The organism is Paenibacillus whitsoniae (assembly GCF_003955665.1).
In the GTDB taxonomy this organism is placed as follows: domain Bacteria; phylum Bacillota; class Bacilli; order Paenibacillales; family NBRC-103111; genus Paenibacillus_E; species Paenibacillus_E whitsoniae.
The window spans coordinates 1-26,255 of record NZ_RXHU01000064.1 but is presented as its reverse complement, the minus strand read 5'-3'; the positions used below and the strand labels follow the sequence as shown (position 1 = coordinate 26,255).

Genomic DNA, 26,255 nt, shown 5'->3' with positions numbered 1-26,255 from the left:
TTTTTATTTTTTTTGCTTCCTGAACAATGAGACCGATGAATATGGGAACTCATTATCGTCTAAATAAATGAGAAGAAAAAATTGAAGTCTTATAATTCGAATCAGGAGAGTGAAGAAGCAAATGAACAAATTGGAAGTAGGAATTAAACCGGCAAAAATGGCAATCGAAATATCTAAGGGACGGTTATGGGCGGCACGAATTTTAAGTGGAATTGTTATCCTGTTCATGCTGTTCGATGGCATTGGCAAAATCATCAAGCCCAAGGAAGTCATCGAAGGTACGCTTAGTCTTGGTTTTGCGGAGGATCACTTAGCGGTCATCAGCGTGTTGAGTTTAGTCTGCACCATTCTGTATGCGATACCGCGAACTCGGTTTTTGGGTGCGCTTCTGCTCACCGGCTTTTTGGGAGGAGCGGTAGCTGCGCAGCTCAGAGTGGATAATCCGTTGTGGTCCAATACGCTGTTTCCGGTCTATTTTGCGATTATAGCCTGGGCACCGATCTGGCTAATGGACGGAAGATTTCGAAATTTGATTTGGAGTAGCAAATAGTGCGTAGGGAGCAGATTGCCGCGTCCGGCAGTTGCTCCTTTTTTCGTTAAGACTTTTATACGAGATTTGGGGGCGCCTGACGCCCCTTGGTCTACGCTGGGGGGTTACTTTTCGTCGTTTAAAGCAAAATCAACGGCACGCACAGCATGGATCCTTGTGGTATCATAGACAGGAATTCGGCTATCTTTTTGCGAGATGAGCAGCGTTATTTCTGTACAGCCCAGAATAACGGCTTCTGCTCCTTGCTTCTCAAGGCGATCTATGATGTTGACGTAGATTTGCTTGGAAGCTTCATTCAGCACGCCAAGACACAGTTCTTGATAAATAATATCATGGACAAGTTTGCGTTCCTCTTTATCCGGCACGATCACCTCAAGCCCAAACTTTTCAGTGAGTCTCCCCTTGTAAAATTCTTGTTCCATCGTAAAAGCAGTGCCAAGTAAAGCGACTCGCTTGATGCCATTTTTCACAATTTCAGCTGCGGTGGCGTCTGCGATATGAAGGAACGGAATCGTGACCGCTTCCTCAACTTCTCGTGCCATCTTATGCATGGTATTCGTACAAATGACAATGACATCTGCCCCGGCCCTTTCAAGCTTTTGCGCCGACGCTACCATTATTTTCGTTGCTTCAGCCCAGTTCCCTTGCTCCTGTAAGGCTTTAATCTCCTGAAAATCCACCGAATACATGAGGCTCTTCGCTGAATGATGTCCCCCGAGTCTCTCTTTCACAGTTTCATTTATGATTTGGTAATACAGCAGGGAAGATTCCCAGCTCATCCCGCCAATTAGTCCAATTGTTTTCATGTATTATGCACCTCACACGTATTATCATTTATTCTCGCATAAGGCGTGCATCAATACAAGAAATGAGGAATTGAAACGAAGTTTATCTCACAGTCACCTTGTATTATTCACAATACACAAGCAAATACCCCCTTAAAATGGAAGTCATGTCAGAAATCTATGGGATGATCATAGAAAGGTGTGACCGCTTGTGCCTTGGAAAGTGTTGATTGCAGATGACGATCCCAACGTGAGAGAAATCATCCGGCTCTACTTCCGTCAGCAGCTCATCGAATTAATTGAAGCCCCTGACGGTATCTCGGCCCTGACCATGTTAGCGGAAGTTAAGCCTGATATTGTGATACTCGATGTGATGATGCCGGGGCTGGACGGTTATGAAACGTGCCGGGAAATTACCAAGCGTTATGATGTGCCGGTCATGATGCTGACGGCAAAGAACGATGAGTTTGATCGCGTGCTGGGCCTTGAGCTGGGCGCCGATGATTATATGACCAAGCCCTTCAGTCCGAGGGAGCTGGTGGCGCGCATTAAAGCAATTCTTCGCAGAATGCAGAAGGGACAGCCGATTGCTGAGGTCGATGCCCCTGTCCATTATGAGTTTGATGATTTGGTTATCCATATGACCCGCCGAGAAGTGCTCGCGGGGAGTACGAAGATTGACATGCGTCCGAAAGAGTTTGAGCTGCTCGCCTTTTTTGCGAAATCGCCGGGCGACGTATTTACGAGAGAACAGCTACTGGAGCAGGTGTGGGGCTATGATTTTTTAGGCGATATGCGAACGGTAGACGTCCATATTAAAAAACTTCGTGAAAGGTTAAGCCCTTGTCATCATGTTTGCATTCATACGGTCTGGGGAGTGGGCTATAAATTTGAGGTAGCCGCATGTACTTAAATGCCAATAAAAGCATTCTTCGCAAAATGCTGACCAGTTCCATCGTTACGGTGCTTCTTGGGCTGTGTGCGGTGGGGCTTGTGATTTCATTGTTTGCCAAGGACTATATCGTCAACTCCAAAAGCAATGAGATGATCCGGCAAGCCAAGCAGGTGAATCTCGCCATTCAGGATCAGATAGTACCGAATGATCGATTTAAGGAGCAGCTGCGCTTTTTCGATCAAGCCTTTGATGCGCGTATTTGGATATTTGACTTGAACGGAAACATCGTGGCGACCTCTTCCAAGGATGAGGTGAATGTAGGCAAGGCCGTTAGCAAGGAAGTGATTAACCAAGTCCTGAACGGTGAACCCATCGTATGGAATCAGTCCGAAGGTTTTAAGGAAGGTATGCTCTCGATTGCCGTCCCCTGGGGAAAAGACAACGACGTCTACGGTGGTATCGTCCTGCATTCGCCGCTGAAAGGGATGAACGAGACCATCGGACAGCTGCGAGAAACGATCCTGTGGGTTACTCTGCTCGGTATCTTTTTTTCATTTGGCGTATCCTTCTATTTATCGTGGTCCATTAGCCGACCCATCCAGCAGATCGACAAGGCGGCAGCCAAAATTGCCATCGGTGATTATAGTGAGCGAATTCAAATCGATTCCAAAGACGAGATCGGTGAACTGGCCACGACCATTAATCACATGATGGATCAGCTTGGCCGCGTCGATTTGGAGAAGAGACAGCTGAATCAGATGCGGCATGACTTTTTGGCGAACGTATCCCATGAGCTGCGAACGCCGCTTACGGCGATGCGGGGGTTCTTGGAGGCGCTCCAGGATGGTTTGATCGAGGAAGGCGCGCGGGACAAGTATTACGAAATCATGTACAACGAAACTATACATATGAACCGATTGGTCGATGATATAACCGACTTAATGAAGCTGGAAAATAAGGAAATCGATCTGGTGTGGCTCTCGGTCGATGTTCAGGCGATGCTGGCCAAGCTGGCCTTTAAATTTCAACCGGAAGCGGAACTTCGCGGGACCGTCATTCACTGCCTAATGGATGAAAATGCACCGCAGGCGCACGCCGATCCGGACCGGCTGGAGCAAATTTTGAACAATTTGATCAAAAATGCCGTGAAGTTCACCGAGAACGGAACAATCGAATTGAAGGCGATGGCTGTTCCGTCAGAAGGGTGTGTCCTCATCACGGTGACCGATACGGGCATCGGGATCTCGCCGGAGGATCAAGGGCTTATCTGGGAGCGCTTCTTCAAAGTGGATAGAGGCCGAACCGTGAAGCATAAAGGCTCCTCCGGCCTGGGGCTCGCCATTGTGCGAGAACTTGTCGAGCTTCATGGCGGCAGCATTCGCGTGCGCAGCGAGTTGGGTGTCGGGAGCACTTTTGAGGTCCGGATTCCGCTTTCTGACAGCCGCTCGTCGGCGCAGCCGTTGGTGAGTTTGGTTGGGTAGCGATATAGAAACACCGCAGAGAAGAGGGATCTTTTCTGCGGTGTTTTGGCATTTATGAAACTATAATTACTATCTCAACTTTCGCAGCATGAAATTGGCATATAAGCCTTGATGTAATTGATGGATGTGGTAGACTTCACCTAAAAGGTGCTCCTCTCTTTGGGTGATGTTGTTCTAGTCAAACACCATTCTACCAAAGATTTGAGCACTTTTTTATATTTTCATAGAGCGTTACTTTCGAAATTCAGGATTATCTCTGAAATAGGTAAACTTGCGGGCAGAGACAACTTGCGAACGCTGGTTGACGAAAGACAATTTTGTTGATACAATGCAGATTAAATGTAATTTTTACGAATATCCGAGAGTAAAGTTCTCGGTATTTTTCTCGATCATCATCGTAATTATTACAGTTAATGGGTAGAGAACGCCTTTGCATACGATGACCGAAATCCTCTAGCTCCCTATTCGCAGCCCATAATGAATAAGAAGATTTATGCGCACCTTCAACCGGATGATCATCTCCTTGAAATTGGACCGGGAACAGGGGGCTTCACACAATTGCTTGCTCCGTACGTCAGGGAGATTACACTAATTGAACGAGCTATGCAGCAACTGGCCAAAAGAAACATTTTGCCGCCTAAAGCAATTTTGACCAAATGGGAAGACGCTCCTGAGCTTGAGGCTGACATTGTATTTGGCGCTAATGCCTTTTATCGTATTAGAGAGATGAAAGCAGGCTTGTTAAAAATGCATGAAACCGCACGTCGTCAAACGTGCAGACAAATGAAAAGTTCACCTCAGTTGCGCATTTCTTCGGTTTGTTAGGGTTAGATCAATAATAGTCATGATCACACTGGAATTAAAGGAGAATTGATGATGAAAAACCGTTTGGGAGCCTTATCGCTGTACACTTTAATAATAGTATGCTTACTCTTCGTGAGTGCTTGCTCTGGCAACTCGTCACGAACGGAGGAAGCGCCTTCCAAGGATAATCCAAGCGCATCCGAGAGTACGGGAACCTCGTCGCCTACCGCGTTGCAAGACAGCGGCGAAGGAAAACAAGTGGTCATCCGTCACACGATGCACGATCACGAATTTACGCCCGAGAAGATCGCAGAATTCGAGCAAGAACATCCGAATATCAAAATCGAAACGGTGCCGGCCGATTACAACAAGTTGATGTCGATGATTACTGCGGGGGATGTGCCGGACATTATTCGCGTTGATTTGTCGGAGCTGCCAGGTTATGTCGCCAAAGGGATGGCGCTTGATTTAACCGATTATTTCAACAGCAGCTCAGTGCTTAAACCTGACGACTTTCTGCCCTACGTCAACCAGTTTCGCTTCGATCGCGTGAAGGGAATACAAGGCGAGGGGCCGATATACGGCTTCCCCATGGATATGTCTCCCGATTTTTCGATGATTTATAACAAAAAGTTGTTCGAAGCTGCGCAAATTCCGTTTCCCAGCAGCACAGAAGCGATGTCGTGGAGCGAACTGGCAGACTTGGCAAAGAAGCTGACGAAGAAAAACGGGGACCAGGTGACACAATACGGACTCGCCTATTACAAAGGCGATATTGCGGCTAACCAGGATCTGCTCAACCTGCAGCTTCTGCAGCTGGGAAGCAGCGCTTACAGCTCCGACTTCACATCGGCGGATTACACCAAACCGGAAGTGAAGAACCTGCTTCAGTTCTGGGCAGATACGGTCAAATCCACAATCGGACCGAACCCGCTGCATCCGGCAACCGAGTGGGTCGGCCAATTGTTTGTCGAGAACAAGGTCGCGATGATGATGATCGGGTACCGGGGGGCAGGATTCCTGAAAGCCAATCCGTTAACAAAGGACCGTCTGGACGACTTTGGCGTGGCTCCGGCGCCAGTGGCCGATAAGGGAACCCGGATTTCGCCGACAGGCTTTGGGACGGGCGCGATAATCTACAGCCATTCGAAGCATCTGAAGGAAGCGTGGGAGGTGTACGAATGGTTTCTCGGCGGCAAGCCGGAGGAGGAACTCGTCAAGGCGAGCCTCGCCCTGCCCGGGACGCGCAAACTGATGGAACTACTGCCCAAAGAAACGGATTTTGACAAAATGAACTTCGCATTCATTCAGAACGAATTGAAATATAACAAAGGAGCCCTGCCGTTCAATCCTTATCTGACGTATCAGGGTGTGGATTCGGTGTTCGAGAAGTACTTTACGCCGGTTTATTACAATAAAGATACGGTTGACGGCGCCGCGAAGAAAATGACGGAGGAACTGAACGTCCTCATTCGCGAAGGCATGCAGTTGCGTGGCAACCGCTGACCAGAAATATGCCATGAACAGAAGAACAAAAGAAGCGCTGGAGTTCTACCTATTCATTTCTCCCTGGTTTGTCGTGTTTATGCTGCTTGGTCTGCTGCCGCTGCTTTATGGATTGTATTTGAGTTTTACGAATTTTGCGGGCTTTAACATGCATACCGTCAAATGGGTCGGATTTGAGAATTACATCAAAGTGTTCACCGACAACGACGCCATGTATGCGCTCGGGCGGACGATCCTGATTACGTTCCTGATCGTCCCGTCGAGTCTCGTCGTCGGATTACTGCTGGCCGTTCTGCTGAACCGGAACGTGAAGCCTATCGGCCTTTATCGCATGCTGTTCTACATGCCATCTATCGTTCCGGTCGTGGCGACCGGAACGATGTGGCGTTCGATTTTCGTGCAGGACGGTCTGGCCAACCAACTGCTGGCTGGAGTGGGAATGAAACCAATCGACTGGCTCGGCTACGATTATGCGACGTTCTCTCTGTTTATGATGTTGCTCTGGGGGAGCGGCGGGGGCATATTGATCAATCTGGCCGGATTGAAGGGCGTACCCAAGTATTTGTATGAAGCGGCGATGATCGATGGCGCTTCAACGGCACAGCGTTTTATGAAAATTACGATTCCGCTTGTGACGCCCGTTTTGTTTTTTCAATTGGTCATGCATGTCGTCCTCTCCCTGCAAATTTTTATACAGCCGATCCTGCTCGCGGGCAAATCGAATAGCTTGCTGTCGTTGCCGATTCGTCCCAATTACCTGTTCTCGGTGCACGCGTTTCAACAAATATTCGCCTTTAACCGATACGGGTACGGATTAGCGCTACTGTGGGTCATGTTTATCCTGATTTTGCTTCTGACAACGATACTGTTTACAACAAGCAAGCTGTGGGTGTTCTACGAAGTTGAGCAGGGAGGGAAATAAGCGTGGTTCAGACTCCTTTCCGCTCCCAGGCGGAACGAATGGGACTGTACGGTCTGCTCGTCCTGCTGTCCGTTCTGTTCGTTATGCCGCTTTATTGGCTCGTGGCGAATTCGCTGCAATTGGCAGGCTCTTCGATGGCTTTCTGGCCGAAGGGATTGCATTGGGAAAACTATACTTTCGCAGTGACTTTTATTGATTATTGGAAGTATGCGCGGAACTCGCTCATCATTACATCCATTTCCGTCGCGATCCCCACCTTTACGAGCGCTCTTGTCGGATTTGGCTTCGCGCGGCTCCGCGGTCCCGGGAAAAATGCGCTGTTTATGCTGATGCTGTCGACTATGATGCTGCCGGAAATCGTGACGCAAATTCCAACGTACGTCATCTTTTTTGAAATCGGGCTCCTCCACACGTTTTGGCCTTGGGTGTTCTGGGCGATTGGCGGCAGCGCCATCAGTATTTTTCTGTATCGCCAGTTTTTCTCCAGTATCCCCAAAGACTTGGAGGAGGCGGCAAGAATCGACGGCTGTTCGACGTTCCGCATCTTTTGGAGCATTTTTCTGCCTGTTTCCTTGCCCGTCGTCGCAACGGTGTCCATTCTGTTGTTCAATCGGGCTTGGGGCAACGACTACGTGACGCCTTTTATGTTTTTACGGCTTGATCAATACCCGCTGTCAACGGCGATTTTTTCGATCGGCTACACATCGCCCTCTGGGCAAAGTATCCCGATCATCCAAAGTGCCGGAGTCGTTCTGTTCGTCCTGCCGATCATCGCTGTCTTTATGGCTGGCCAGCGATATGTGGTGGAAGGGATCGTATATTCGAGTATTAAAGGGTGACAACGGAACCCTAACAATAGGAGCGGATGAATCATTATGAATATGGAGTTGCTCGATTCACGTATGTGGGAAGAGGCATGGAAGACGGATCCGACCACGTTCGGCAATCGGATGAAGAAGGCCGGTTTTGATCCTACTCATGCATTGGACCATCAAGCCAAGGAATTTGACAGGCAAGCGTTCAACGAAGAAGGCGTGCGAAGAAAAGAGCGGATTATCGGCTGGCTGGAAGATCAGGGTGTGTCGTTCCAGGGTGCTTCCGTTCTCGATGTTGGAGCGGCTTCAGGCGGTTTCTCCATTCCTTTTGCCGAGCGTGGAGCGGAGGTTACGGCTGTGGAACCTTGTGTTCCGCTGGCGAATTTGCTCCAGGAAAACGCAGGCAAGCTGAAATCCGGCCATGTCAGACTGGTGCGCGATACATTCGAAGCGATCGATCTCGATGCTGCAGGCTGGCGGAACGCCTTCGATATCGTTTTCGCCTCTATGTGTCCAACCGTCACAGATTGGCAGAGCGTTGAGAACCTGATCAGCTGCGCCCGCCGGTACTGCTACATCAGTCTGGCCGCAGGCGGACATGAACACGGCCTGGTAGATGAAATCTGGCCCCTGGTTACGAACAAACAACGCGATCCCGATCATTCCGAAATGATCTATCTGCTCCAGCTTCTTTATCTCAAAGGGTATGCCTATGCATCGCTGATTACCAAAGAAATGAAAACGACTGCATTGACCGTCGATGCCGCGCTCGAAGAAGTGATAACGAGGCTGAGCTTGCAGCAGGTGCCCGTAGATGAGCATACGCGCCAAATGGTTGCGGATTATTTGAAACGCACCTATCCGGACAATAAGGTGGTGTTCCAACAGGGAGGACGCTTTGGTAAAGTTCTCGTTCTGATCCGCGATCGTCAGATGTATTCTCGAAAGTACCAACAAGCTTGAGGACGCGGATGGTTGATCCTGTGGCAGCGACGGGAGCTGGAATTGACCCATTGGGACGGCGCACAAAGCGAAGGAGAAGAGCCAAACAGACCGCACTGCTGGGAAATATAAAGATTGGTGCTGAGCTGCTTGCTGCGCTCACGCTGATGAAACGCATGCATATTCAATCTGAATTTTCCTGCTCCGGTGTGAGCTTTCTGGATGAACCGGAGGATCATTCACTTTACGCGTATGTGACCCTGATCGCTTAGCCCGTCTTGCAATATCCAAAGATGGAGTGTACAGCTGATTCTAGTGCCGGAGATAAGAAGTATTCGTCCGCAAGTTCCGAAACCGTGAGCCCGTGGGCGTATTTAATGCGAATCATTCGATTGCGCTTCTGCAGCCGGGCGTGTCCGTTTGTCGTTAAGTTGTCGGCCCTTAGAAGCGCACAGTACACCTACATAATCCGACAGAACTTGAAACAAGACTGTGCTATAGTGTTCCTATCTCTACAGAGAAATGAGGAATGCGCATGCCTTCGACGAATAGCCAGCTTACGAATCCGGATCCGTTTATTGTAAATAAGCAGCAGTGTGAGGCGATTATTTGCTCCTTTTTGCAGGGACAAGGGTTCGACCTGAAAGTGATTGATTCCAGGAACGACGCTGATTTACAAGCCGCGAAGGCGGGGCACAAGCTGCTGATCGAGACAAGGGGCAATCAGGCGATGGCGCATGATGCGAATACGGTTTTTGATTCTACGCAGATCAGCATTCATCTTGCCGAGCAGATTCAGCTCATGATGAAGCTTTATGAACATATCGATGATCGCACGGTTCTCGCCATCGCCAATCCGGACACGCCGCGAATTCGTCAGCAGGTGGAGCGATTGAATAAAGCCCTATCTGATCTCAAGATCGTAAGATTCTGGGTGCAAAAGGATAAGATGACGGTCACGGCCGAGTACCCGGAGAGTCTAGCTGAGCGAATGCAGCAGTTAGGATTCCCGTTATGAGCGTGAACTCTGCGGGCGGTTAGGGGCTAAGCTGTATGTTTAGGAGACCGTTGTATCGGAATATTGTTTTTGCCTTCCTTATTCATATCTTTATTGTGGTGTTCTCGGTGGGATTGCTGATGGCGGGCACGTCGCATCGGTTGATGATTGCAACATTTTGCGTGGCACTGATTGGTTATGTGGGGCTGGGCTATGCGTTCCTTGTGCCCTTGAAGTCTGCCATCGGCAACCTCATGTCGGTTAGTATGGTCAGCTTACTGGGGCTCTGTATCGGCGGCTATTCTCAGCTGTTTCCAAGTCCAATGGGATATAGTTGGATGCTTTACTTAGGTTATTACGTGTATGCGTGGGGATTGTCGGAAGCGGTTCCTTTTACACCACGGCCCGTACACATGCTCTGGATGACGGAGCTGCCGGCGTTGTTTCTCTGGGTTGGTTTGCAGGTTAGGGCTTGGTATGGGAAACGTGGAGCGGTGTAATGCGTGATACTGAGCTACCGGGAAGGTGATGCCCATGAATCAAATTAAAGATCTCCAAAAGCTTATCAAGCTTACCGATGATCGCGCCAAGCTGGATGCTAAGGCGAACGAAACCTATATTGTGTATAAGAATGCAGAAGGGCAGGTATAATTCGATAGTGCTTGAACAAAGGTGCTATAGTGCAGGGCTTTGCGTGGGAGCGTGGAACGGAATTCTCAATCATCCGATTAAGTATGACTTCCTGTGATATAATGGTAATAAAAGCTGATGGGGAGGGGCGGCATGAACTTTACAGTCATAGATGCATTAAAAAATGAGTTAGATCAACTACGTCCTCTGCCATCGGCTGCGGTGAGAAATTTGGAGCAAGTGTTTAGGGTCGAGTGGACGTACAACTCCAATGCGATTGAAGGCAACACCTTAACACTTCTGGAAACGAAGATCGTTTTAGAAGAAGGGTTAACGATTGGCGGTAAAAAGCTGCGTGAACATTTTGAAGTTATCAATCATGCGGAAGCTATAAGCTACGTGCAAGATGTTGTGAGTAGAAATCTTGAATTATCTGAGTATGTGATCAAGTCCATTCATCACCTCGTATTGAAAAATATTGACGATGAAAACGCCGGCCGATATCGATCGATTAATGTTAGGATATCAGGTTCACAGCATACTCCGCCTCATTTTACAGTGCTTTCTGAAAAGATGGAGCAGTTGATTGCGTGGTATACTGAACAGAAGGATCACATGCACCCCGTTGCATTAGCAGGGGAATTTCATTTCCGGTTTGTTTATATTCATCCCTTTTCTGATGGCAATGGGCGCACGGCGCGGCTTTTAATGAATTTAATTTTAATGAAACATGGATTCCCGCCAGCCATTGTAAAAGCAGCCAATGAAGCTCGTTTGAAGTATTATGAGACGCTGGAAACAGCGAGCACAGGAAACGATCTTGAACCGTTCGTAAAGCTCATTGCTGTCTGCGTTGAGGAGAGCTTGCATAAGTACATAGGTACGGTAAAATAATCCCGACAACTGTCCATCTCAATGATGGGCTTTTTTCTTTTGGTCTATTTGAAATCCGCTATTTCTGTCGCAAATCGCAGAAATACGCAGAAATTAGTGCTATGATAGAACGAATTGGAAGTTATGGATGGGAGTACGGTGATATGGAGAAAAAACTCAGTTGCGAGTGGTTATACAGCGAGACGGTGAATTACGGCATGCAGCAGAATCACGTTCCGGTGATCAAGCGCATTGTGCTTACCAATACGTCGCAGGAAGAGGTCAGGGGCATCACAGTGAAGCTGACCGCGGAACCGGAATTCGCCTACGAATGGACGAAAAACTGTGATGCGCTGCCGGTCGGCCAATCGGTGGATCTTGGAGCGATTCATTTGCAAATGTCCGCTTCGTTCCTCGGGGCGTTGTCTGAACGAATCAACGGCACGTTGACGCTGTCCATCTGGCAAGGGGAATCAGAGATTTTCCAAGAACGCGGGAGCATCTCGGTGCTCGCTTTTGACGAGTGGAGCGGGCTGGCGATATTGCCCGAGATGACGGCTGCTTTCGTGACGCCGAATCATCCGGAGATTGCGCAAGTGGTGCGTGATGCGGCAACGATTTTGAATAAGTGGAGCGGAAGCGCGTCTTTCACAGCGTATCAGAGCAAAGACCCGAACCGTGTTCGCCTCCAAGCGGCCGCGATTTATGCGGCTTTACAGAGCAGAGGGATCGCCTACTGTGTGGCTCCGCCCAGTTTTGAGATCATTGGTCAACGTGTTCGTCTTCCGGAGGCGATCTTTCAGCATCGCATAGGGAATTGTCTGGACTTGTCTTTGTTAGTTGCCGCCTGCCTGGAGGCCGTCGGTCTGCATCCACTTCTCGTTTTCACGGAGGGGCATGCGTTTGTAGGGGTATGGTTGGAAGAGGAGACGTTTTCGGAAAGTGTGCAGGACGATCTGTCTGTGGTTACGAAAAGAATTGCCCCGGGCATCAATCAAATATGCGTTCTGGAGTCGACGGCATTGGTGGAAGGGGAATCCATCAGCTTCGATCGTGCCGTTACATTGGCGGAAGCTCATTTGCAGGATCCAGGCAAGTTCGACTGCTTAATTGATATTCGGCGGGCGCGGGCTGCCGCGATAAGACCTTTGCCACTCCGAACCGCTGCAGGGGATGGATGGAAGTCGGAGGAGAAGGACCAGCGATCCATGGACACACATGCGGCTCCCGGCTTATTGGACGTGCTTGCAAAACCGCATGAAGTCGACGCACTGCCGCCATCTACAAGACAGAAGCAGTGGGAGCGTCGGCTGCTGGATTTAACGCTTCGCAATTCGCTGCTGAATTTCCGCTTGTCCAAATCGAGTCTGCCGCTCATCACGGCGCAGCTGGGGGATTTGGAAGACGCGCTTGCCGATGGCGAGGAGTTCCAATTGTTGGCGAAGCCAAGCGATTGGGAAGACAACGGGCGCAGTGCCAATTTGTATCAAAGTCTGAATGCGGATCATCCGCTTGCCGGGCTGCTTCGCGAAGAGTTCACGCGCAAACGGCTGCGAGCAGACTTGCCGGCTGCGGAATTGGACCGGAGAATCGTGCACATTTATCGTTCGGCCAAAACCGCGCTGGAGGAAAATGGAGCAAACACGCTGTACCTGGCATTTGGGTTGTTAAAATGGTACGAATCGCCGTTAAGCGAGCAGCCGCGGTATGCGCCGATGGTGCTGATTCCGGTGGATATTATCCGCAAGTCATCGCGCTTAGGCTATGTAATTCGAGCCAGAGATGAAGAGCCGCAGATGAATATCACGCTGCTGGAAATGCTGAAGCAGGATTTCGGCATCGGGATCGACGGGTTAGATCCGCTTCCAAGGGACGAGAAGGGGATTGCGCTCAAGCAGGTTTTCAATGTGTTCAGACATGCGCTGATCCATGTCGCTCGTTGGGATGTGGAAGAAGCGGCTTATCTGGGTTTATTTTCTTTTGGTCAATTTGTGATGTGGCATGACATCCGTACACGTGCGGACAAATTGGCTGAAAATAAAATCGTGTCCAGCCTCATGGAAGGCCAGCTGAAGTGGCAGGAGCCTTCGGCGGGGGGGAGTCATCCGCTTGATCAGGATCATCCGACAAGCCTGGCGATCCCGATCAGCGCCGACTCCTCGCAATTAGCGGCCATTCGGGCTGCGTCGAACGGCCAAAGCTTTGTGCTGCACGGACCGCCGGGGACCGGCAAATCGCAGACGATTACAAACATGATTGCAAATGCGCTGGCGCAAGGCAAGAGAGTGCTCTTTGTCGCGGAGAAAATGGCTGCGCTATCCGTTGTAGAACGGAGGCTGGAGCAGATCGGGCTCGGTTCCTTTTGCCTGGAGCTGCACTCGAACAAGAGCACGAAGAAATCGGTTCTTGATCAATTGGCGTCAGCCATCGAAACCAAACGAGTCCCGGCATCGGGGACTTGGCAGAGTCAGGCGGATCGCCTGCTGCAATTGCGAAGCGAATTAAACGGCTACGTAGAAGCGCTGCATCGGAAGAGCCATTTTGGACTAAGCGTGTTTGAAGCGATCTCGGGCTATGAGAAGGCTGGCGATGGGCCGGACGTTGTGCGGTTTGACGACACGACTCTGGATAGCCTGACGCCTGAGAAGGTGGTGACGTGGCACGACCTCACCGCGCAGCTGCACGTTGCCGGAGCCGGCTGCGGCAATCCGTACCAGCATCCGTGGCGCGACGCGCATATCACGGACTATACGCAAACGATTAAGTCGTCAGCTGAGTTAGTGCTGGGGCGGTATATGCCGCGGTTAGCGCCATTGAGGTCTGCGCTTCACAAGCTGGCTGAAACCTTCAAGCTGGACGCCGCTCGTCTGGACTTCAACCATATAGAGGTTCTTGTCCGGTTCGGTTCGTGGGTTCGTCAAGTTCCGGACATGAAGGCCGCTTTGCTGCAATCGTCCGATCTGGAGGAATCGCTGGCCAAGCTGCAGGTTGCCGCCAATCAGGGTAGACGTAGAGATCAAATCAGAGAAAAAGTATACGCGCAGTTCAATGCGCCTGAGCTCGCCCGATTGGATGCCAAGATGCTGCTATCCGAATGGAGTAGGCTGGAGCTGCAATGGTTTCTGCCAAGATGGAGCGGTCATAATCGTATTTTTAAAATGATGAAGGGCTTGGTCGCACCCGGTAAAACGCTGACGAAGGATGGCGTCAAGAACGCGCTGCTTGAGATTGTGACGTGGCAGGAGGAAGAAGAGAAGCTTCGGGCGTGGAGAGAGCAGGCTGCTCCTTGGCTAGGCCCTGAGCTGATCTGGCATGAGGACGGCCAATGGGACGAGATTACAGAGGCTTGTAAGTGGGCAGCTCAATGGCAAGATCTGCTTGAAAGATGGTTCCAGAATCGCTCGCAGGCGAATCAAGCGCGAGGTCACATGGCGGAACGCATCGTGCAGGTTCGTCATGATCTTGTTCAGCAGAAGTTCCTTGCGGATGTTCAGCAAAGTTATCACGAGATCATGGCGGATGAGCGTGAGCTCCAAGAGCTGCTTCAGATTCAATACGACCAATTGAGATCGGCGCCGGAAGCGGAAGATTGGTGCGCATTGATGTTGGAAAAAGCGCAGCTGTGGTCGTCGCATCTGGATCGGCTGCGAGACTGGAGCACGTGGCGGAGAATTCGCGCTCAGGCAGAGGCGGCAGATCTCCTTCCGCTCGTTCAGCCGTATGAGCAGGGCGTGATCGCCACGGAGCAGCTTCAAGTCGCATTCGAACGCGGTTTGTATAAATCGGCGGCCAATTATATCATTGCTCGCGAGCCCAGTCTGCGTGCGTTCGCTGGACATCTTTTCGAAGAGACGATATCGCGGTTCCGAGAAGCCGATCGTCATTTTGCGCAATTGACGCAGGAAGAACTGGCGGCACGGCTTTCCGCCAAGGTGCCGCATATGACGCAAGAAGCGGCGCAAAGCTCGGAAGCCGGCATTTTGCAGCGAGCGATTCGGAGCGGAGGCAGGAACATCTCCATCCGTAAGCTGTTCGAACAGATTCCGAACTTGCTTCCTCGACTTACGCCATGCATGTTAATGAGTCCGATTTCCGTCGCCCAATATCTGGACCCGGGCGGGGCCAAGTTCGATCTTGTGATCTTCGACGAGGCCTCCCAGGTGCCGACGGCGCAAGCTGTTGGCGCCTTGGCCAGAGGCCATCAAGCGGTCATCGTAGGCGATCCCAAGCAATTGCCGCCGACCAGCTTTTTCTCCAAAAGCAATACGGACGCCGAAGAGGAAGATCAAGCCTTGCAAGATATGGAGAGTATTCTGGACGACTGTCTGGCCCTTGGGATGCCGGAGCGTCATCTAACTTGGCATTACCGCAGTCGGCATGAGAGTTTGATTGCGTTCAGCAACGCGCATTATTACGAGAACAAATTAATGACATTCCCGTCGCCGGATGAGCCGGTCTCGAGTGTCGCATGGCACCCGGTGGAAGGCTTCTATGACCGCGGCCGAACGAAAACCAATCGGGCGGAAGCGGAGGCGGTCATTGCGGAGATCATACGGCGCTTGAAGGACCCGGTGCTGCGTGCAAGCAGCATGGGCGTTGTGACCTTCAGTTCCATTCAACAGACGCTGATTGAGGATATGCTGGATGAGGCGCTTAGGCAAGAGCCGGAGTTGGAATTGTTCATAGGGCAGCTGCCTGAACCGCTCTTCATTAAAAATCTGGAAAACGTGCAAGGCGATGAACGGGATATTATCTTATTCTCCGTCGGTTACGGCCCGGATGCCGCGGGCAAGGTCAGCCTGAACTTCGGTCCTTTGAATCGGCAAGGAGGCTGGAGGCGCCTGAACGTAGCGGTATCGCGGGCGCGGTATGAAATGCATGTGTTCTCGACGCTGCGCGCCCATCATTTGAATGCAAGCCGGATCAGCGCACAAGGGGTGCTCGGATTAAGAGCGTTCCTGGACTATGCGGAGAAAGGAAAGCAAGCTTTGCCGGTGGGTGAGGCGTCGCAGGGGGTTCACCTCGTAACCGATCTGCATCGAAGCCTGTCAGACGAGCTGCAAGCGCTGGGGTATGCAACGGATCTGTCTGTCGGAGCATCGGGGTTCCGTGTGGACATCGGCATTTTGGATCCGGAGCAGCAGGGGCAGTACGTCATGGGGCTCCTTCTCGATGGCCCAATTTACCGGAACGCCGAATCTGCGCGTGATCGGGATATTTTGCGCGAACAGGTACTGCGGCAGTTAGGTTGGGCGCTGTATCGCGTGTGGAGCCCGGATTGGTGGGAAAACAAGGGAAGCATCCTTAGAAACATCGCTCAAGCGATAGAAAAAGCCAAAGTGAATAAAACGAAGGCTGTCCCAACCGTTCCTGTGAAACAGGCGATGGAAAAGGTACAGGACGGTGCTGTGCAAAAAATGGAGAGCGCGCCTGACTATCCTCCGTCCGTCACAACGGGAGAAGCCCAAGCCTATAAGGCTTGCGTGCTTGAGGCGGTGTCCTTAGGCACAGAAATGTTTAATGCCGATAAATATACGGACATGATCCTTGACCAAATGAACAAGGTCGTTCAAGAAGAAGGGCCGATCTCCCGCGGACTGTTGGCGAAGCGTGTTCTACAAGCTTGGGGCATTACGCGCATGGGAACTAAGCTGGATCAGCGATTCACAGGCTTATTAGCCAAGCTTCAGCTTCGAACAACGGAGACGGAAGGTACTTTATTTTACTGGCCTAAAAGCATGGAGCCGCAAAGCTACAGCATGTTCAGAGTCTCAGCGGATGAATCCCAGCGCCGGTCAGCAGAAGATTTGCCGGCAGAGGAAGTCGCGGCTGCGGTAAAATCCGTGCTTGCTTCTCAGATTAGCCTGCCTCAAGAGGAAGTCGCGAAGCAAGTGATACGAACGCTCGGCTATGCCAGGTCGGGAAGCGCACTTGAGAAGGCCGTGAAGAGCGGGATTCACAAAGCGATTGAGCTTGGTTATGCCTTTTTGGATGAGCAGGATCGGATTGTTATCAAGGATCGATGAGCATGCTAAGCCAAGAAGAATGTTAATATTCTTCCTTGGCTTTTTTCAAAACGTCACGCATCGCACATTCATCTCATACAGTGAGTGTAGGCTAAATACCGCTTTTCGAAAAAAAACACGACATATTTCGACGAAAGTAATCGAAAATTTAATATTTTTACTTTCTTCCACTTTGCATAAAAGCCACAATCTGATACTATATAAAGAAAGGCGATAGATTTAGTGAGGATTAAAAGGAGGCACCTTTCCATGGAGAAATTGACGCTTGATTCCATAGATGAAATGACACATCTGGATCAACTCGAGGCTGAAGCGATTTATATTATACGAGAAGTAGCGGCGGAATGTGAAAATCCGGTGATGCTGTATTCGATCGGGAAGGACAGCTCGGTGATGCTGCATTTGGCGCTGAAAGCATTTTATCCGGAAAAGCCGCCGTTTCCTTTCATGCACATCGATACGACGTGGAAATTTAAAGAGATGATCGAGTTCCGCGACCGCAAGGCGAAAGAGTTCGGAATCAAGATGATCGTTCACTCCAATCAAGAAGGGATCGAGCAGGGGATCAACCCGTTCGATCACGGCGCCGCGTACACGGACATTATGAAAACCCAAGCGCTGAAGCAGGGATTGGATAAATACGGATTTACAGCTGCGTTCGGCGGCGGACGGCGTGACGAGGAGAAGTCACGCGCGAAGGAGCGGATTTTCTCATTCCGCAATAAGAACCATGCCTGGGATCCGAAGAACCAACGGCCGGAAATGTGGAAGCTTTTTAACACAAGAATTAATAAAGGTGAAAGCATCCGGGTCTTCCCCATCTCCAACTGGACGGAAAAAGATATCTGGCAGTACATTCGCAGAGAAAATATTGATATTGTGCCTCTCTATTTTGCCAAAGAACGACCTGTCATCGAACGCGACGGGCACCTCATCATGGTGGACGATGATCGCATGAAGCTCGAGCCTCATGAGAAAATTGAAATGAAAAAGATGCGGTTCCGTACACTAGGCTGCTACCCGCTTACTGGCGGCGCGGAGTCTGAGGCGGATACGCTGGACACCATTATTGAGGAAACACTCGGTGCGGTTTCATCCGAACGGACAACGCGGGTGATTGACCAAGAGGCGGCGGGAAGTATGGAAAGACGCAAACGGGAGGGCTATTTCTAAGATGAAGAGTCTGCTTAAATTTATTACTTGCGGAAGTGTGGACGACGGAAAATCCACGTTGATTGGACATATGCTATATGAAGCAAAGCTCTTGTTCGCCGACCAGGAAAGAGCGTTGGAACTGGACAGCAGACTGGGCAGCCGCGGCGGCAAAATTGACTACTCGCTGCTACTTGACGGGCTGCTTGCCGAGCGGGAGCAAGGGATTACGATTGACGTGGCGTACCGTTATTTTACGACGGACCACCGGTCATTCATTGTAGCGGATACACCGGGCCACGAAGAATATACACGCAATATGGCCGTAGGTGCATCGTTTGCGGATCTGGCGATCATTCTGGTTGACGCAACGAAGGGCGTTATCACCCAAACCAAGCGGCACACTCGGATTTGCGCCCTTATGGGGATTAAACATCTGGTTTTGGCCGTGAACAAAATGGATCTGGTCGGTTTTGATCCGAAGAAGTTTGAGGCGATCAAACAAGAATTCGCGAAGTTGACAGCGGAGTTCCACTTTGAAAGCATCCAGGTGATCCCGGTTTCGGCAACGGAAGGCGACAACATTACGAAAAAATCGCCGAATACGCCGTGGTACGAAGGCCTCGCCTTGCTGCCGTATTTGGAAAATGCGGAAGTGCATCAGACCGATGACACGAAGCAGTTTATGATGCCGATTCAGCGTGTATGCCGGCCGGACCATACGTTCCGCGGCTTCCAAGGCCAGATTGAGGCAGGAACCATCGCGGTTGGCGATGAGCTGACGACGCTGCCAAGCCGTGAAAAAGCGAAAGTGAAACGCATCTTAGTGACAGATCAAGATCGGAATTCCGCCCATGCCGGACAACCCGTGACCATTCAATTGGATCGGGAAGTCGACGTTTCGCGGGGTTGTGTATTTACCAAAGATACGCAAATCCAAGAGGCGGACAGTTTTAGTGCCACGATTCTTTGGATGGACGATTCCGTCCTGCAACCCGGCAAAAACTATTTGGTCAAAGTAGGCACAAAAGTATTGCCAGGCACGGTAACGGCCATTAATCATAAAATTGATATCAATACGGGCAATACGGTGCCAGCCGATCACATTGTCAAGAATGAATTGGCCAAATGCGAGTTTACTTTATCGGACGACATCGTGTTTGATTCCTTTGAAAAAAATAAAAGCATCGGCGGTTTCATTCTGATCGATCGCGTGACGAATATGACGTCCGCTTGCGGCGTAATCGACGAAGCGCTTCAAAGCTCCGATAAAGGGGCGCAGTCGCTTGCAGAAGTTACGAGAGATGTGCGCGCCGAGCAAAAAGGTCAAAATCCTTTAACGATCTGGTTCAGCGGCCCGGCTTCGGCGACAGCAAGCCTTGCGAAGGAAGTCGAGAAACGCCTGGTTGCGAGAGGCTACCATACGATGCTGCTTGAGAACGGCGCAGGCGAATCGCCTCAGCGCTTGGCGGAAGTGGCGAAGTTGATGAACGACGCGGGGCTTGTTGCATTGGTAGCGGCAGATGCTGCGTACGCAGGTGCGCGGGAGTTGATTGGCGACTCGTTTATCGAAATCGGAGCGGAAGCAAGAAAGGCCTCTGTCGTAGAGGACGCGAGTGATGTCGTCAAACGTGTTGTGAAGCATTTGATCCATAACCAAGATATGGATTATTCGATTTAATATGCAAAAGCCTGGGACGATAACGTTCTGGGCTTTTTGCTTTTTAGATGGACCCAGTAAGGACAAACCCTTCCTTAGATGATAAAATGACACCAGATGGATAATTACAATTGCAGCAAGCCGCTGCAACGGAGGCATAGATGAGCATGGAACGGGTAAAAGGGAGTTCGCTGAGAGACTGCCTGCAGGATGGACAACTTCGCTTGCCCGACCTTATAAGAATAGCTATTCAACTCACAGAGCACTTGGAAGCGCTGCATGTGGAGAATCTGGTTTCAGGGCGATTGTGCCCGGAGACGATCGGGGTAGAGCCTGACACACTTCAGGTGCAAGACGTGCCTGGAAGAAAGAAAGCAACGCCCGAGCTGCATCCTTCCTATATGTCGCCGGAGCAATCCGGCCGAATGAACCGGGGGGTCGACGGACGATCTGACCTGTATTCGCTGGGGCTGATCCTGTATGAAATGCTTACAGGCAAGCTGCCTTACGCCGCCGAACATTTGGTCGGGTGGACGCATGCCCATCTGGCTGTGGCTCCGGTTCATCCGCAGACGTATCGGCCTGAGCTGCCTGAGCCGCTTTGCAAGATTGTGTTGAGATTGCTGGAGAAGGAGCCGGAGCGCCGTTATCAATCGGCCAGCGGGCTGCGCGCAGATTTGGCGCGTTGTCTGGAGCAGTGGAGCCGAACAGGGGGCATCGAAGACTTCGAGCTGGGGCGGGAGGATGCACGGGGGACCTTCCAGATCCAAGAGCATCTATATGGCCGGGAAAAAGAAACAGCCGAGCTCTTGGATGCTTTCGGCTGCGCATGCTTGGGCAGCAATGAGCTGGTGCTGATCAGCGGCCCGCCGGGGATTGGAAAGACGGCTCTGGTCGATTCGACACTGCGCACGATTGCCGTCGGCAAAGCCTACTGGATCTCGGGCAAATGTGAGCAATATCAACATAATACGCCTTATGGCGTCATGATTGCGGCGTTCGGACAACTGGTTAGCCAGCTGTTGACGGAGCCGCCGGAGGTCCTTGCGCGGCTGCGGGATCGGTTCCTCCAGGCTGCGGGAAATGCGGCTTCGGTCGTAATGGAGGTGCTCCCTGAGCTGAAGATGGCGATCGGCACGCTGCCTCCCGCAGAGAAGCTGGCTCCCGCTGAGGCCGGCCGTAGATTGGAGCACGCGATTCGCTGCTTCATTCAGTCTGTGGCGAAGGAGCGCCCGCTCGTGCTCTTCCTGGATGATCTTCAGTGGTCCGATCAAGCCAGTATGCAGCTGCTGCGTGCACTGCTGACGGACCCATCGAGCCAGAACCTGCTGGTCATTGGCGCTTACAGGGATATGGAGGCGGACCCGCGCGCTTTGCTGGGAAGCTTCCATGACTTCGAGGCTTCACATGGGATCACGAGTCGCAGTCTCCGGCTATCGCCACTCGACATCGAAGCGTTCCATCGGATGGTTGCGGACGCGCTGCAGCTCGAGAGGCAAGCCGTGATTGCGTTGGCGGAGGCGTTGTTTGCCAAGTCGGCGGGCAATCCTTTTTATTTTAAACAGCTCTTCCAAGAAATGCGGGACCGGGAGTGGCTCATGTTCCAAGGCACCGACGGCAGCTGGCGCTGGAGACTCGAGGGGCTTGAGGAGCTTCCGGGGGTCGAGCAGGTGGTTGATTATTTGGTTCATAAAATCAAGAGCTTGCCTGAGGCGACCCGACATTTGCTTATGCTGGCGTCGTGTCTCGGCAGCCGCCCTAAGCTGGAAGATTTGTCTCTCTTGACCGGAGAGACACCGGCACTTGCCGCCATCCAGTTGGCGCCCGCTGTTCAGGAAGGGTTGCTACTCACGGTCAAGCGCAGCGGAGGTGACATCGAGGCTTACCGCTTTTACCACGATCGGATTCAGCAAGCAGCCTACTCTTTGTTGGATGGGGATCTGCGAAGCAGAAGTCTGCTGGCGCTGGGACGGGCGATCTATGAACGTGCGAACGCTGCAGAGCGCTGGGATCGCCTTTACGACTTGGCGGACTTCTATAATGCGGGCTCCGGGTATATCCATGTACCGGAAGAAAAGGCAAGGCGCACGGAGATGAACCTGCTGGCAGGGGATAAAGCAAAGGAAGCCTCTGCTTATGTATCCGCTGTTCACTATTACCGCTGCGCTTTGGAGGGGATTGATCCGGTCTCTGCCCGCAGAGAGGAATATTTCCGGCTTCAAGTGAGCTTGGCGGAATGTGAGTACCTCAGCGGGAACTTCGAGACGGCCGACCATCTGTGTCGTGGGCTGCTCGTTGAAGCGAAGCGTTTTGAAGACAGGGCGCAGGTGTATCGGATTCAGATGAACCAGCTCTCCTCAAGCGGCAAGTATGGGGAAGCCATCTCCTTAGGGCTGAGAGGCTTGAAGGAAGTGGGCATCCATATTCCGGAGCATCCGAATACGCTTCGTATCCTTCGCGAAATGCTGACCGCAACATGGCGGATCCGCAAGCGGATCGACAAGCTTCATCTGCTCCCCGACGTGGAAGACAGCAAGGTGAAAGCCGCGATGGAGCTGATGTTTGCCTTGGTCGCGCCGACGTTTTTTATCAACAAGCCGGTGTACGCCGTGCTGACCTCCTACTTTGTCAGTTTGAGTCTCCAGCATGGCATATCGCGGTATGCGCCGACCTTTTATGTTGCCTTCGGCATTCTGCTCGGAGCCGCCTTGCAGCAGTACCGCATGGGCTACGACATCGGTAAAGCCGCCGTATCGCTGGCTGACGCCCAGCACAATCCTTCCGTCCAATGTCAGGCCTATACGATGTTCGGGGGTGTGCTGTGCCAGTGGGTCGGGCAAGTGGAGGAAGGCGACCCGTATCTGGAGAAGGCACTGAAGCTTGGACTCCAGTCGGGGGATCATATGTATGCGAGTTATGCCATTGGAGCGCATATTAACGCTGCGTATGTGAGGGAAAGCATGGCGAGCATGCTGGAGCTGAACAAAAGCTATTTGGCCCCGCTGGAAATTACGAAAGACGACCTCGTTACGAAAAACGTGTATCTCTTTATTCAACTGGCTAAAACGCTCCAAGGTCTGACTGGCGATGTTTTTCAGCTTCATGACGGTTTCTTCGAGGATGAAGAAAAATTCCTTGCTTCGGTGGAACAGGATGACGGCAAAGCGATTACGCTGTTTCAGTTCTATACGTATAAGATGCAGATCTGCTATTTGTTCGGGCGCTATTCGGAGGCACTTCATTACGCTGAACTCGCTGCTCCATACCGTATCAACTCCATGCACTCCCCGCATGCGCCGCAGTTCGGATTCTACACGGCGTTGTCGGTATGCGGCGCTTGGACCGAGCTCTCCCCTAAAGCCCGGAGGCGCTGGTGGAAGCAGGCGAAAGGATATGCCAAGCATCTCAGAAGACTGGCTGCAGACGGACCGGACCATCATGCGTCGAGGTCTTGGCTGGTGGAAGCGGAAATGTACAAAATCCGGGGCAAGCATGCGCTCGCCGCAGATTTGTATGAATCGGCCATCCACATGGCCAAGCAGAAGGGAGCATCTGAGCAGGAAGCGATCGGCAACGAACTTGCGAGCCGGTTTTATCGTGAACAGGGAAAAAAGAAAATTGCCGATCTCTATCGCAAGGATGCGGTTCACTGCTATCGCCAGTGGGGGGCTATCGCCAAGGCCGAGCATCTGGCCAGCGGGGCCCAAGGAGAAGTTCCGAGGACGGAGGCGTTGGACGGCAGGCCTTCACGCGCGCTTGAGCCGCCTTCCGATACAGAGGCTGCCCCTCGCCTGCTAGGGCAAGAAATCGATCTTTTTACGCTGATGAAGGCGTCTCAGACGATAGCGGATGGCTTGGAGCTGGACCAGCTTTTTAGGCAAATGATGCAGCTGATCCTTGAAACGTCCGGCGCGCAAAGAGCCTATTTGCTAGTGGAATGGAACGGCAAGCTGACGAAGGGGGCCGAGTTGTCTCCCACTTCTTTTGCCTGCTATCCGCCAGGAACCGCTTATGAGAGCAAGGAGCTTCCTCTCAGCATTATTCAATGGGTGGAGCGAACGAAGGAGTCGATGCATTATTGCGGAGATACGGGGGAGAGCCAATTTTTCCATGACGCCTACTGGGTAGACCGTCCTTGTCTGTCCGTTCTGGCCATGCCGATCTTGGTGAAGGAGGCGTTGTGCGGCATTCTGTATGTGGAGAGTCAGTTGACTGCGCATGTGTTTCAACCGCCAGGTTCCAAGGTATTGGATGTGTTGGCTTCGCAAGCCGTGTATGTCTATAAGCTGCTCTATCCGTTTGGGGAGTCTGCCGAAGGGGAACAAGCAATGGCCCCGGATCATCTTCAGAGGGAGCGCAATCGGAACCTGATCGAGCCTTTGACGGATCGGGAAATGGAAATTTTGAACCTGATGGCGACGGGCATGACGAATCGGGAAATCGCGCTGAAGCTGGGGCTGGCCGTAGGGACGACCAAGGTGCATGTCCATAACATTTTAGGGAAAATGAATGTCAACCGCAGAACCAAAGCGATCGCTCAAGCCAAGGAACTGCAGCTGCTGAATGACCATAACCGGTAGGCCTCGGCCTGCGCGGTTATTTTTTTGCAGAGATATACCTTAAGATATATGCGCGATGTCGAGAATTGTCCTATACTCTGGGAAGAAATTTGTCCTTTGGAGGGTATTGTGATGAGAAAATATGTGTTATACGTCTTGTTCGCTTGGATGATCGGATGGCTGAGCATGGTGACGCCAGGTACGGCCTCGGCAGTCGGGACGCCGCCTGAAGGAGAGCAAATCGTAACGATTTATTTCAAATATCCCGGCGTTACGGGACCGGATGTGAACCCGGCGAAGACGGGGGGAGCGGCTAGTGGTTGGATCATCGTAGACTCCGCTGAAGTCGAACTGACGACTCCGATCGTGAAGTCTCCAACCAGCTACGCTACGGGTAAGCCGGAATGGACCCCGATGACGATCACCAAAAAGAAAACCAACCACGTCTTACTGCCGATGCTAAGACAGACGCTCAAAAGTGATGTGTCGGTCGTCGGCCCGGCGGAGGTTTCTTTCGTCGACGAGAACAATCAGGAGGTTATGCTGTATTCGCTTTACAGTCCATTTGCAAGTTCTTACGCGATGAAGGCTATTAATCAGTTTAAATCGGAGGAAACGATTTCCCTGTTCTTTACCAAAATCATGATGACCACCCGTACCTCTGGGACCACGGAAAGCTTAACATACGACATTTTATTAAATAAAACGTCTTAACGGGCTGCCATGATGAAAAGATATATAGCTGCAGTGGGCATTATGGCAGGCGTGGCCGTTTTGGGGAGCCCATTGGCATTGGCTGCTCCCATCTGGGATGCCAAAGCGGGCGGCACCGGCGCAGGTCAAGGTTATCTGAACGAACCGGCGCAGGTGACGCTGGACTCGCAGGGACGACTTTATATTGCGGACAGGATGAATGACCGGATTGACATCTATGACGGGGCCGGTACCTATGCGGCGACGCTGGGTCGCAGCGGCTCCGGGCAGGGAGATCTGTTCCGTCCCGAAGGGATCGCAGTGGGTGCGGATGATCGCGTATTTGTAGCCGACAGCGGCAATCATCGTATTCAGGTTTTTGCTGCGAACGGCGATGTCTTGCATGCATGGGGACAGCTCGGCGTCAAGCCAGGCCAGTTCAATTCCCCTGGGGGTGTTACCGCCGATGTGTACGGGACGATTTATGTCGCCGACACGGGAAATAACCGTATTCAAGTGTTTGATGAGAACGGTACATTTGTTCACGCTTGGGGAAGCAGGGGCTCCAAGAAGGGACAGTTTGAGCAGCCTGCTGCATTGTGGGCGGCTCCGGATGGCAAAGTATGGGTGGCCGATACCGGCAACCATCGGATTCAGGTGTTCGATAGCAGCGGCAATTTCTTGCTTCAGTTCGGAAACAAGGGAATGGGGCCGGGCAAGCTGTTCAATCCGCAGGCCATAGCCGGTGATGGGAATGGGATTATTTATGTTGCGGATGTGAATCACCGGCTTCAAGCTTATACCTCTACGGGTATCTTCTTGAAATCTTGGGGGCGCTTTGGTGCCGGAGAGGATGGGCTGAATCTGCCGACGGGCCTTGTCGTTACTCCCGGGGGGATGGCGTATGTCGCAGATTCCGGCAACCACCGCATCGTCGATTTCCGTGTCAATTCGGCACCGACCGC

19 protein-coding genes are annotated in these 26,255 nt (G+C 51.6%); 18 read left to right on the top strand and 1 reads right to left on the bottom strand.

The genetic code is table 11. The annotated features are described in order from the left end of the window. The first annotated feature begins 157 nt into the window (after positions 1 to 157). Positions 158 to 550, top strand: a complete 393-nt coding sequence (locus EJQ19_RS20530; RefSeq protein ID WP_126143120.1) for a DoxX family protein — start codon at positions 158 to 160, stop codon at positions 548 to 550. 104 nt (positions 551 to 654) lie between these two features. Here the strand turns inward: EJQ19_RS20530 and EJQ19_RS20525 are convergent, their stop codons facing one another. Next, positions 655 to 1,356 (bottom strand): aspartate/glutamate racemase family protein, encoded by a 702-nt coding sequence (locus EJQ19_RS20525; RefSeq protein WP_126143116.1) that lies wholly within the window; start codon positions 1,354 to 1,356, stop codon positions 655 to 657. Positions 1,357 to 1,546: 190 nt separating this feature from the next. Here EJQ19_RS20525 and EJQ19_RS20520 point away from each other — a divergent pair, with 190 nt between their 5' ends. The 17 genes from EJQ19_RS20520 to EJQ19_RS20440 all read left to right on the top strand — a co-directional run. Beyond that, positions 1,547 to 2,248, top strand: a complete 702-nt coding sequence (locus EJQ19_RS20520) for a response regulator transcription factor (protein ID WP_126143115.1) — start codon at positions 1,547 to 1,549, stop codon at positions 2,246 to 2,248. Then, positions 2,239 to 3,711, top strand: coding sequence for a sensor histidine kinase (locus tag EJQ19_RS20515; protein ID WP_126143114.1), 1,473 nt, complete (start codon positions 2,239 to 2,241; stop codon positions 3,709 to 3,711). The genes EJQ19_RS20520 and EJQ19_RS20515 overlap by 10 nt, the downstream gene beginning before the upstream one ends. A 477-nt stretch (positions 3,712 to 4,188) precedes the next feature. After that, positions 4,189 to 4,536 (top strand): rRNA adenine N-6-methyltransferase family protein, encoded by a 348-nt coding sequence (locus EJQ19_RS20510; RefSeq protein WP_126143113.1) that lies wholly within the window; start codon positions 4,189 to 4,191, stop codon positions 4,534 to 4,536. Positions 4,537 to 4,587: 51 nt separating this feature from the next. Further along, a complete protein-coding gene (locus EJQ19_RS20505) occupies positions 4,588 to 6,021 on the top strand; it encodes an ABC transporter substrate-binding protein (RefSeq protein ID WP_164716645.1) in 1,434 nt (477 codons plus the stop codon). A 13-nt stretch (positions 6,022 to 6,034) separates the two neighbouring features. Further along, positions 6,035 to 6,943, top strand: a complete 909-nt coding sequence (locus tag EJQ19_RS20500; RefSeq protein WP_126143111.1) for a carbohydrate ABC transporter permease — start codon at positions 6,035 to 6,037, stop codon at positions 6,941 to 6,943. 2 nt (positions 6,944 to 6,945) lie between these two features. Then, positions 6,946 to 7,782, top strand: a complete 837-nt coding sequence (locus tag EJQ19_RS20495; RefSeq protein WP_126143110.1) for a carbohydrate ABC transporter permease — start codon at positions 6,946 to 6,948, stop codon at positions 7,780 to 7,782. 36 nt (positions 7,783 to 7,818) lie between these two features. After that, a complete protein-coding gene (locus tag EJQ19_RS20490) occupies positions 7,819 to 8,721 on the top strand; it encodes a class I SAM-dependent methyltransferase (RefSeq protein WP_126143109.1) in 903 nt (300 codons plus the stop codon). 8 nt (positions 8,722 to 8,729) lie between these two features. Continuing rightward, a complete protein-coding gene (locus EJQ19_RS20485) occupies positions 8,730 to 8,972 on the top strand; it encodes a hypothetical protein (protein ID WP_126143108.1) in 243 nt (80 codons plus the stop codon). A gap of 263 nt (positions 8,973 to 9,235) precedes the next feature. Continuing rightward, positions 9,236 to 9,718: a hypothetical protein gene (locus EJQ19_RS20480; protein ID WP_126143107.1), complete on the top strand. Its 483-nt coding sequence runs from the start codon at positions 9,236 to 9,238 to the stop codon at positions 9,716 to 9,718. A gap of 35 nt (positions 9,719 to 9,753) precedes the next feature. Then, on the top strand, positions 9,754 to 10,197 hold the full coding sequence (locus EJQ19_RS20475) for a hypothetical protein (protein WP_126143106.1): 444 nt from the start codon (positions 9,754 to 9,756) through the stop codon (positions 10,195 to 10,197). 283 nt (positions 10,198 to 10,480) lie between these two features. Beyond that, positions 10,481 to 11,221: a Fic family protein gene (locus EJQ19_RS20470; protein WP_126143105.1), complete on the top strand. Its 741-nt coding sequence runs from the start codon at positions 10,481 to 10,483 to the stop codon at positions 11,219 to 11,221. Between the two features lie 143 nt (positions 11,222 to 11,364). Further along, positions 11,365 to 17,226 (top strand): DUF3320 domain-containing protein, encoded by a 5,862-nt coding sequence (locus EJQ19_RS20465; RefSeq protein ID WP_164716644.1) that lies wholly within the window; start codon positions 11,365 to 11,367, stop codon positions 17,224 to 17,226. Between the two features lie 249 nt (positions 17,227 to 17,475). Next, on the top strand, positions 17,476 to 18,399 hold the full coding sequence (gene cysD / locus EJQ19_RS20460) for a sulfate adenylyltransferase subunit CysD (RefSeq protein WP_126143103.1): 924 nt from the start codon (positions 17,476 to 17,478) through the stop codon (positions 18,397 to 18,399). A gap of 1 nt (position 18,400) precedes the next feature. After that, entirely contained in the window at positions 18,401 to 20,059 is a 1,659-nt protein-coding gene (locus EJQ19_RS20455; RefSeq protein ID WP_126143102.1) for a GTP-binding protein, read from the top strand. 140 nt (positions 20,060 to 20,199) lie between these two features. After that, positions 20,200 to 24,618, top strand: coding sequence for an AAA family ATPase (locus EJQ19_RS20450; protein ID WP_126143101.1), 4,419 nt, complete (start codon positions 20,200 to 20,202; stop codon positions 24,616 to 24,618). Between the two features lie 111 nt (positions 24,619 to 24,729). Further along, positions 24,730 to 25,311 carry a hypothetical protein gene (locus EJQ19_RS20445; RefSeq protein WP_126143100.1) on the top strand — a complete coding sequence of 194 codons (582 nt, stop codon included), beginning with the start codon at positions 24,730 to 24,732 and terminating at the stop codon, positions 25,309 to 25,311. A gap of 12 nt (positions 25,312 to 25,323) precedes the next feature. Further along, on the top strand, positions 25,324 to 26,255 hold a 932-nt coding region (locus tag EJQ19_RS20440; RefSeq protein WP_164716643.1), incomplete at its 3' end, for an NHL repeat-containing protein.

Excerpts from the sequence above, each read along its gene's own strand:
- EJQ19_RS20530 (WP_126143120.1), top strand. The coding sequence starts at position 158 with ATGGCAATCGAAATATCTAAGGGACGGTTATGGGCGGCACGAATTTTA.
- EJQ19_RS20525 (WP_126143116.1), bottom strand. The coding sequence starts at position 1,356 with ATGAAAACAATTGGACTAATTGGCGGGATGAGCTGGGAATCTTCCCTG.
- EJQ19_RS20515 (WP_126143114.1), top strand. The coding sequence starts at position 2,239 with ATGTACTTAAATGCCAATAAAAGCATTCTTCGCAAAATGCTGACCAGT.
- EJQ19_RS20510 (WP_126143113.1), top strand. The coding sequence starts at position 4,189 with ATGAATAAGAAGATTTATGCGCACCTTCAACCGGATGATCATCTCCTT.
- EJQ19_RS20505 (WP_164716645.1), top strand. The coding sequence starts at position 4,588 with ATGAAAAACCGTTTGGGAGCCTTATCGCTGTACACTTTAATAATAGTA.
- EJQ19_RS20500 (WP_126143111.1), top strand. The coding sequence starts at position 6,035 with ATGAACAGAAGAACAAAAGAAGCGCTGGAGTTCTACCTATTCATTTCT.
- EJQ19_RS20490 (WP_126143109.1), top strand. The coding sequence starts at position 7,819 with ATGAATATGGAGTTGCTCGATTCACGTATGTGGGAAGAGGCATGGAAG.
- EJQ19_RS20485 (WP_126143108.1), top strand. The coding sequence starts at position 8,730 with ATGGTTGATCCTGTGGCAGCGACGGGAGCTGGAATTGACCCATTGGGA.
- EJQ19_RS20480 (WP_126143107.1), top strand. The coding sequence starts at position 9,236 with ATGCCTTCGACGAATAGCCAGCTTACGAATCCGGATCCGTTTATTGTA.
- EJQ19_RS20475 (WP_126143106.1), top strand. The coding sequence starts at position 9,754 with ATGTTTAGGAGACCGTTGTATCGGAATATTGTTTTTGCCTTCCTTATT.
- EJQ19_RS20470 (WP_126143105.1), top strand. The coding sequence starts at position 10,481 with ATGAACTTTACAGTCATAGATGCATTAAAAAATGAGTTAGATCAACTA.
- EJQ19_RS20465 (WP_164716644.1), top strand. The coding sequence starts at position 11,365 with ATGGAGAAAAAACTCAGTTGCGAGTGGTTATACAGCGAGACGGTGAAT.
- cysD (WP_126143103.1), top strand. The coding sequence starts at position 17,476 with ATGGAGAAATTGACGCTTGATTCCATAGATGAAATGACACATCTGGAT.
- EJQ19_RS20455 (WP_126143102.1), top strand. The coding sequence starts at position 18,401 with ATGAAGAGTCTGCTTAAATTTATTACTTGCGGAAGTGTGGACGACGGA.
- EJQ19_RS20450 (WP_126143101.1), top strand. The coding sequence starts at position 20,200 with ATGAGCATGGAACGGGTAAAAGGGAGTTCGCTGAGAGACTGCCTGCAG.
- EJQ19_RS20445 (WP_126143100.1), top strand. The coding sequence starts at position 24,730 with ATGAGAAAATATGTGTTATACGTCTTGTTCGCTTGGATGATCGGATGG.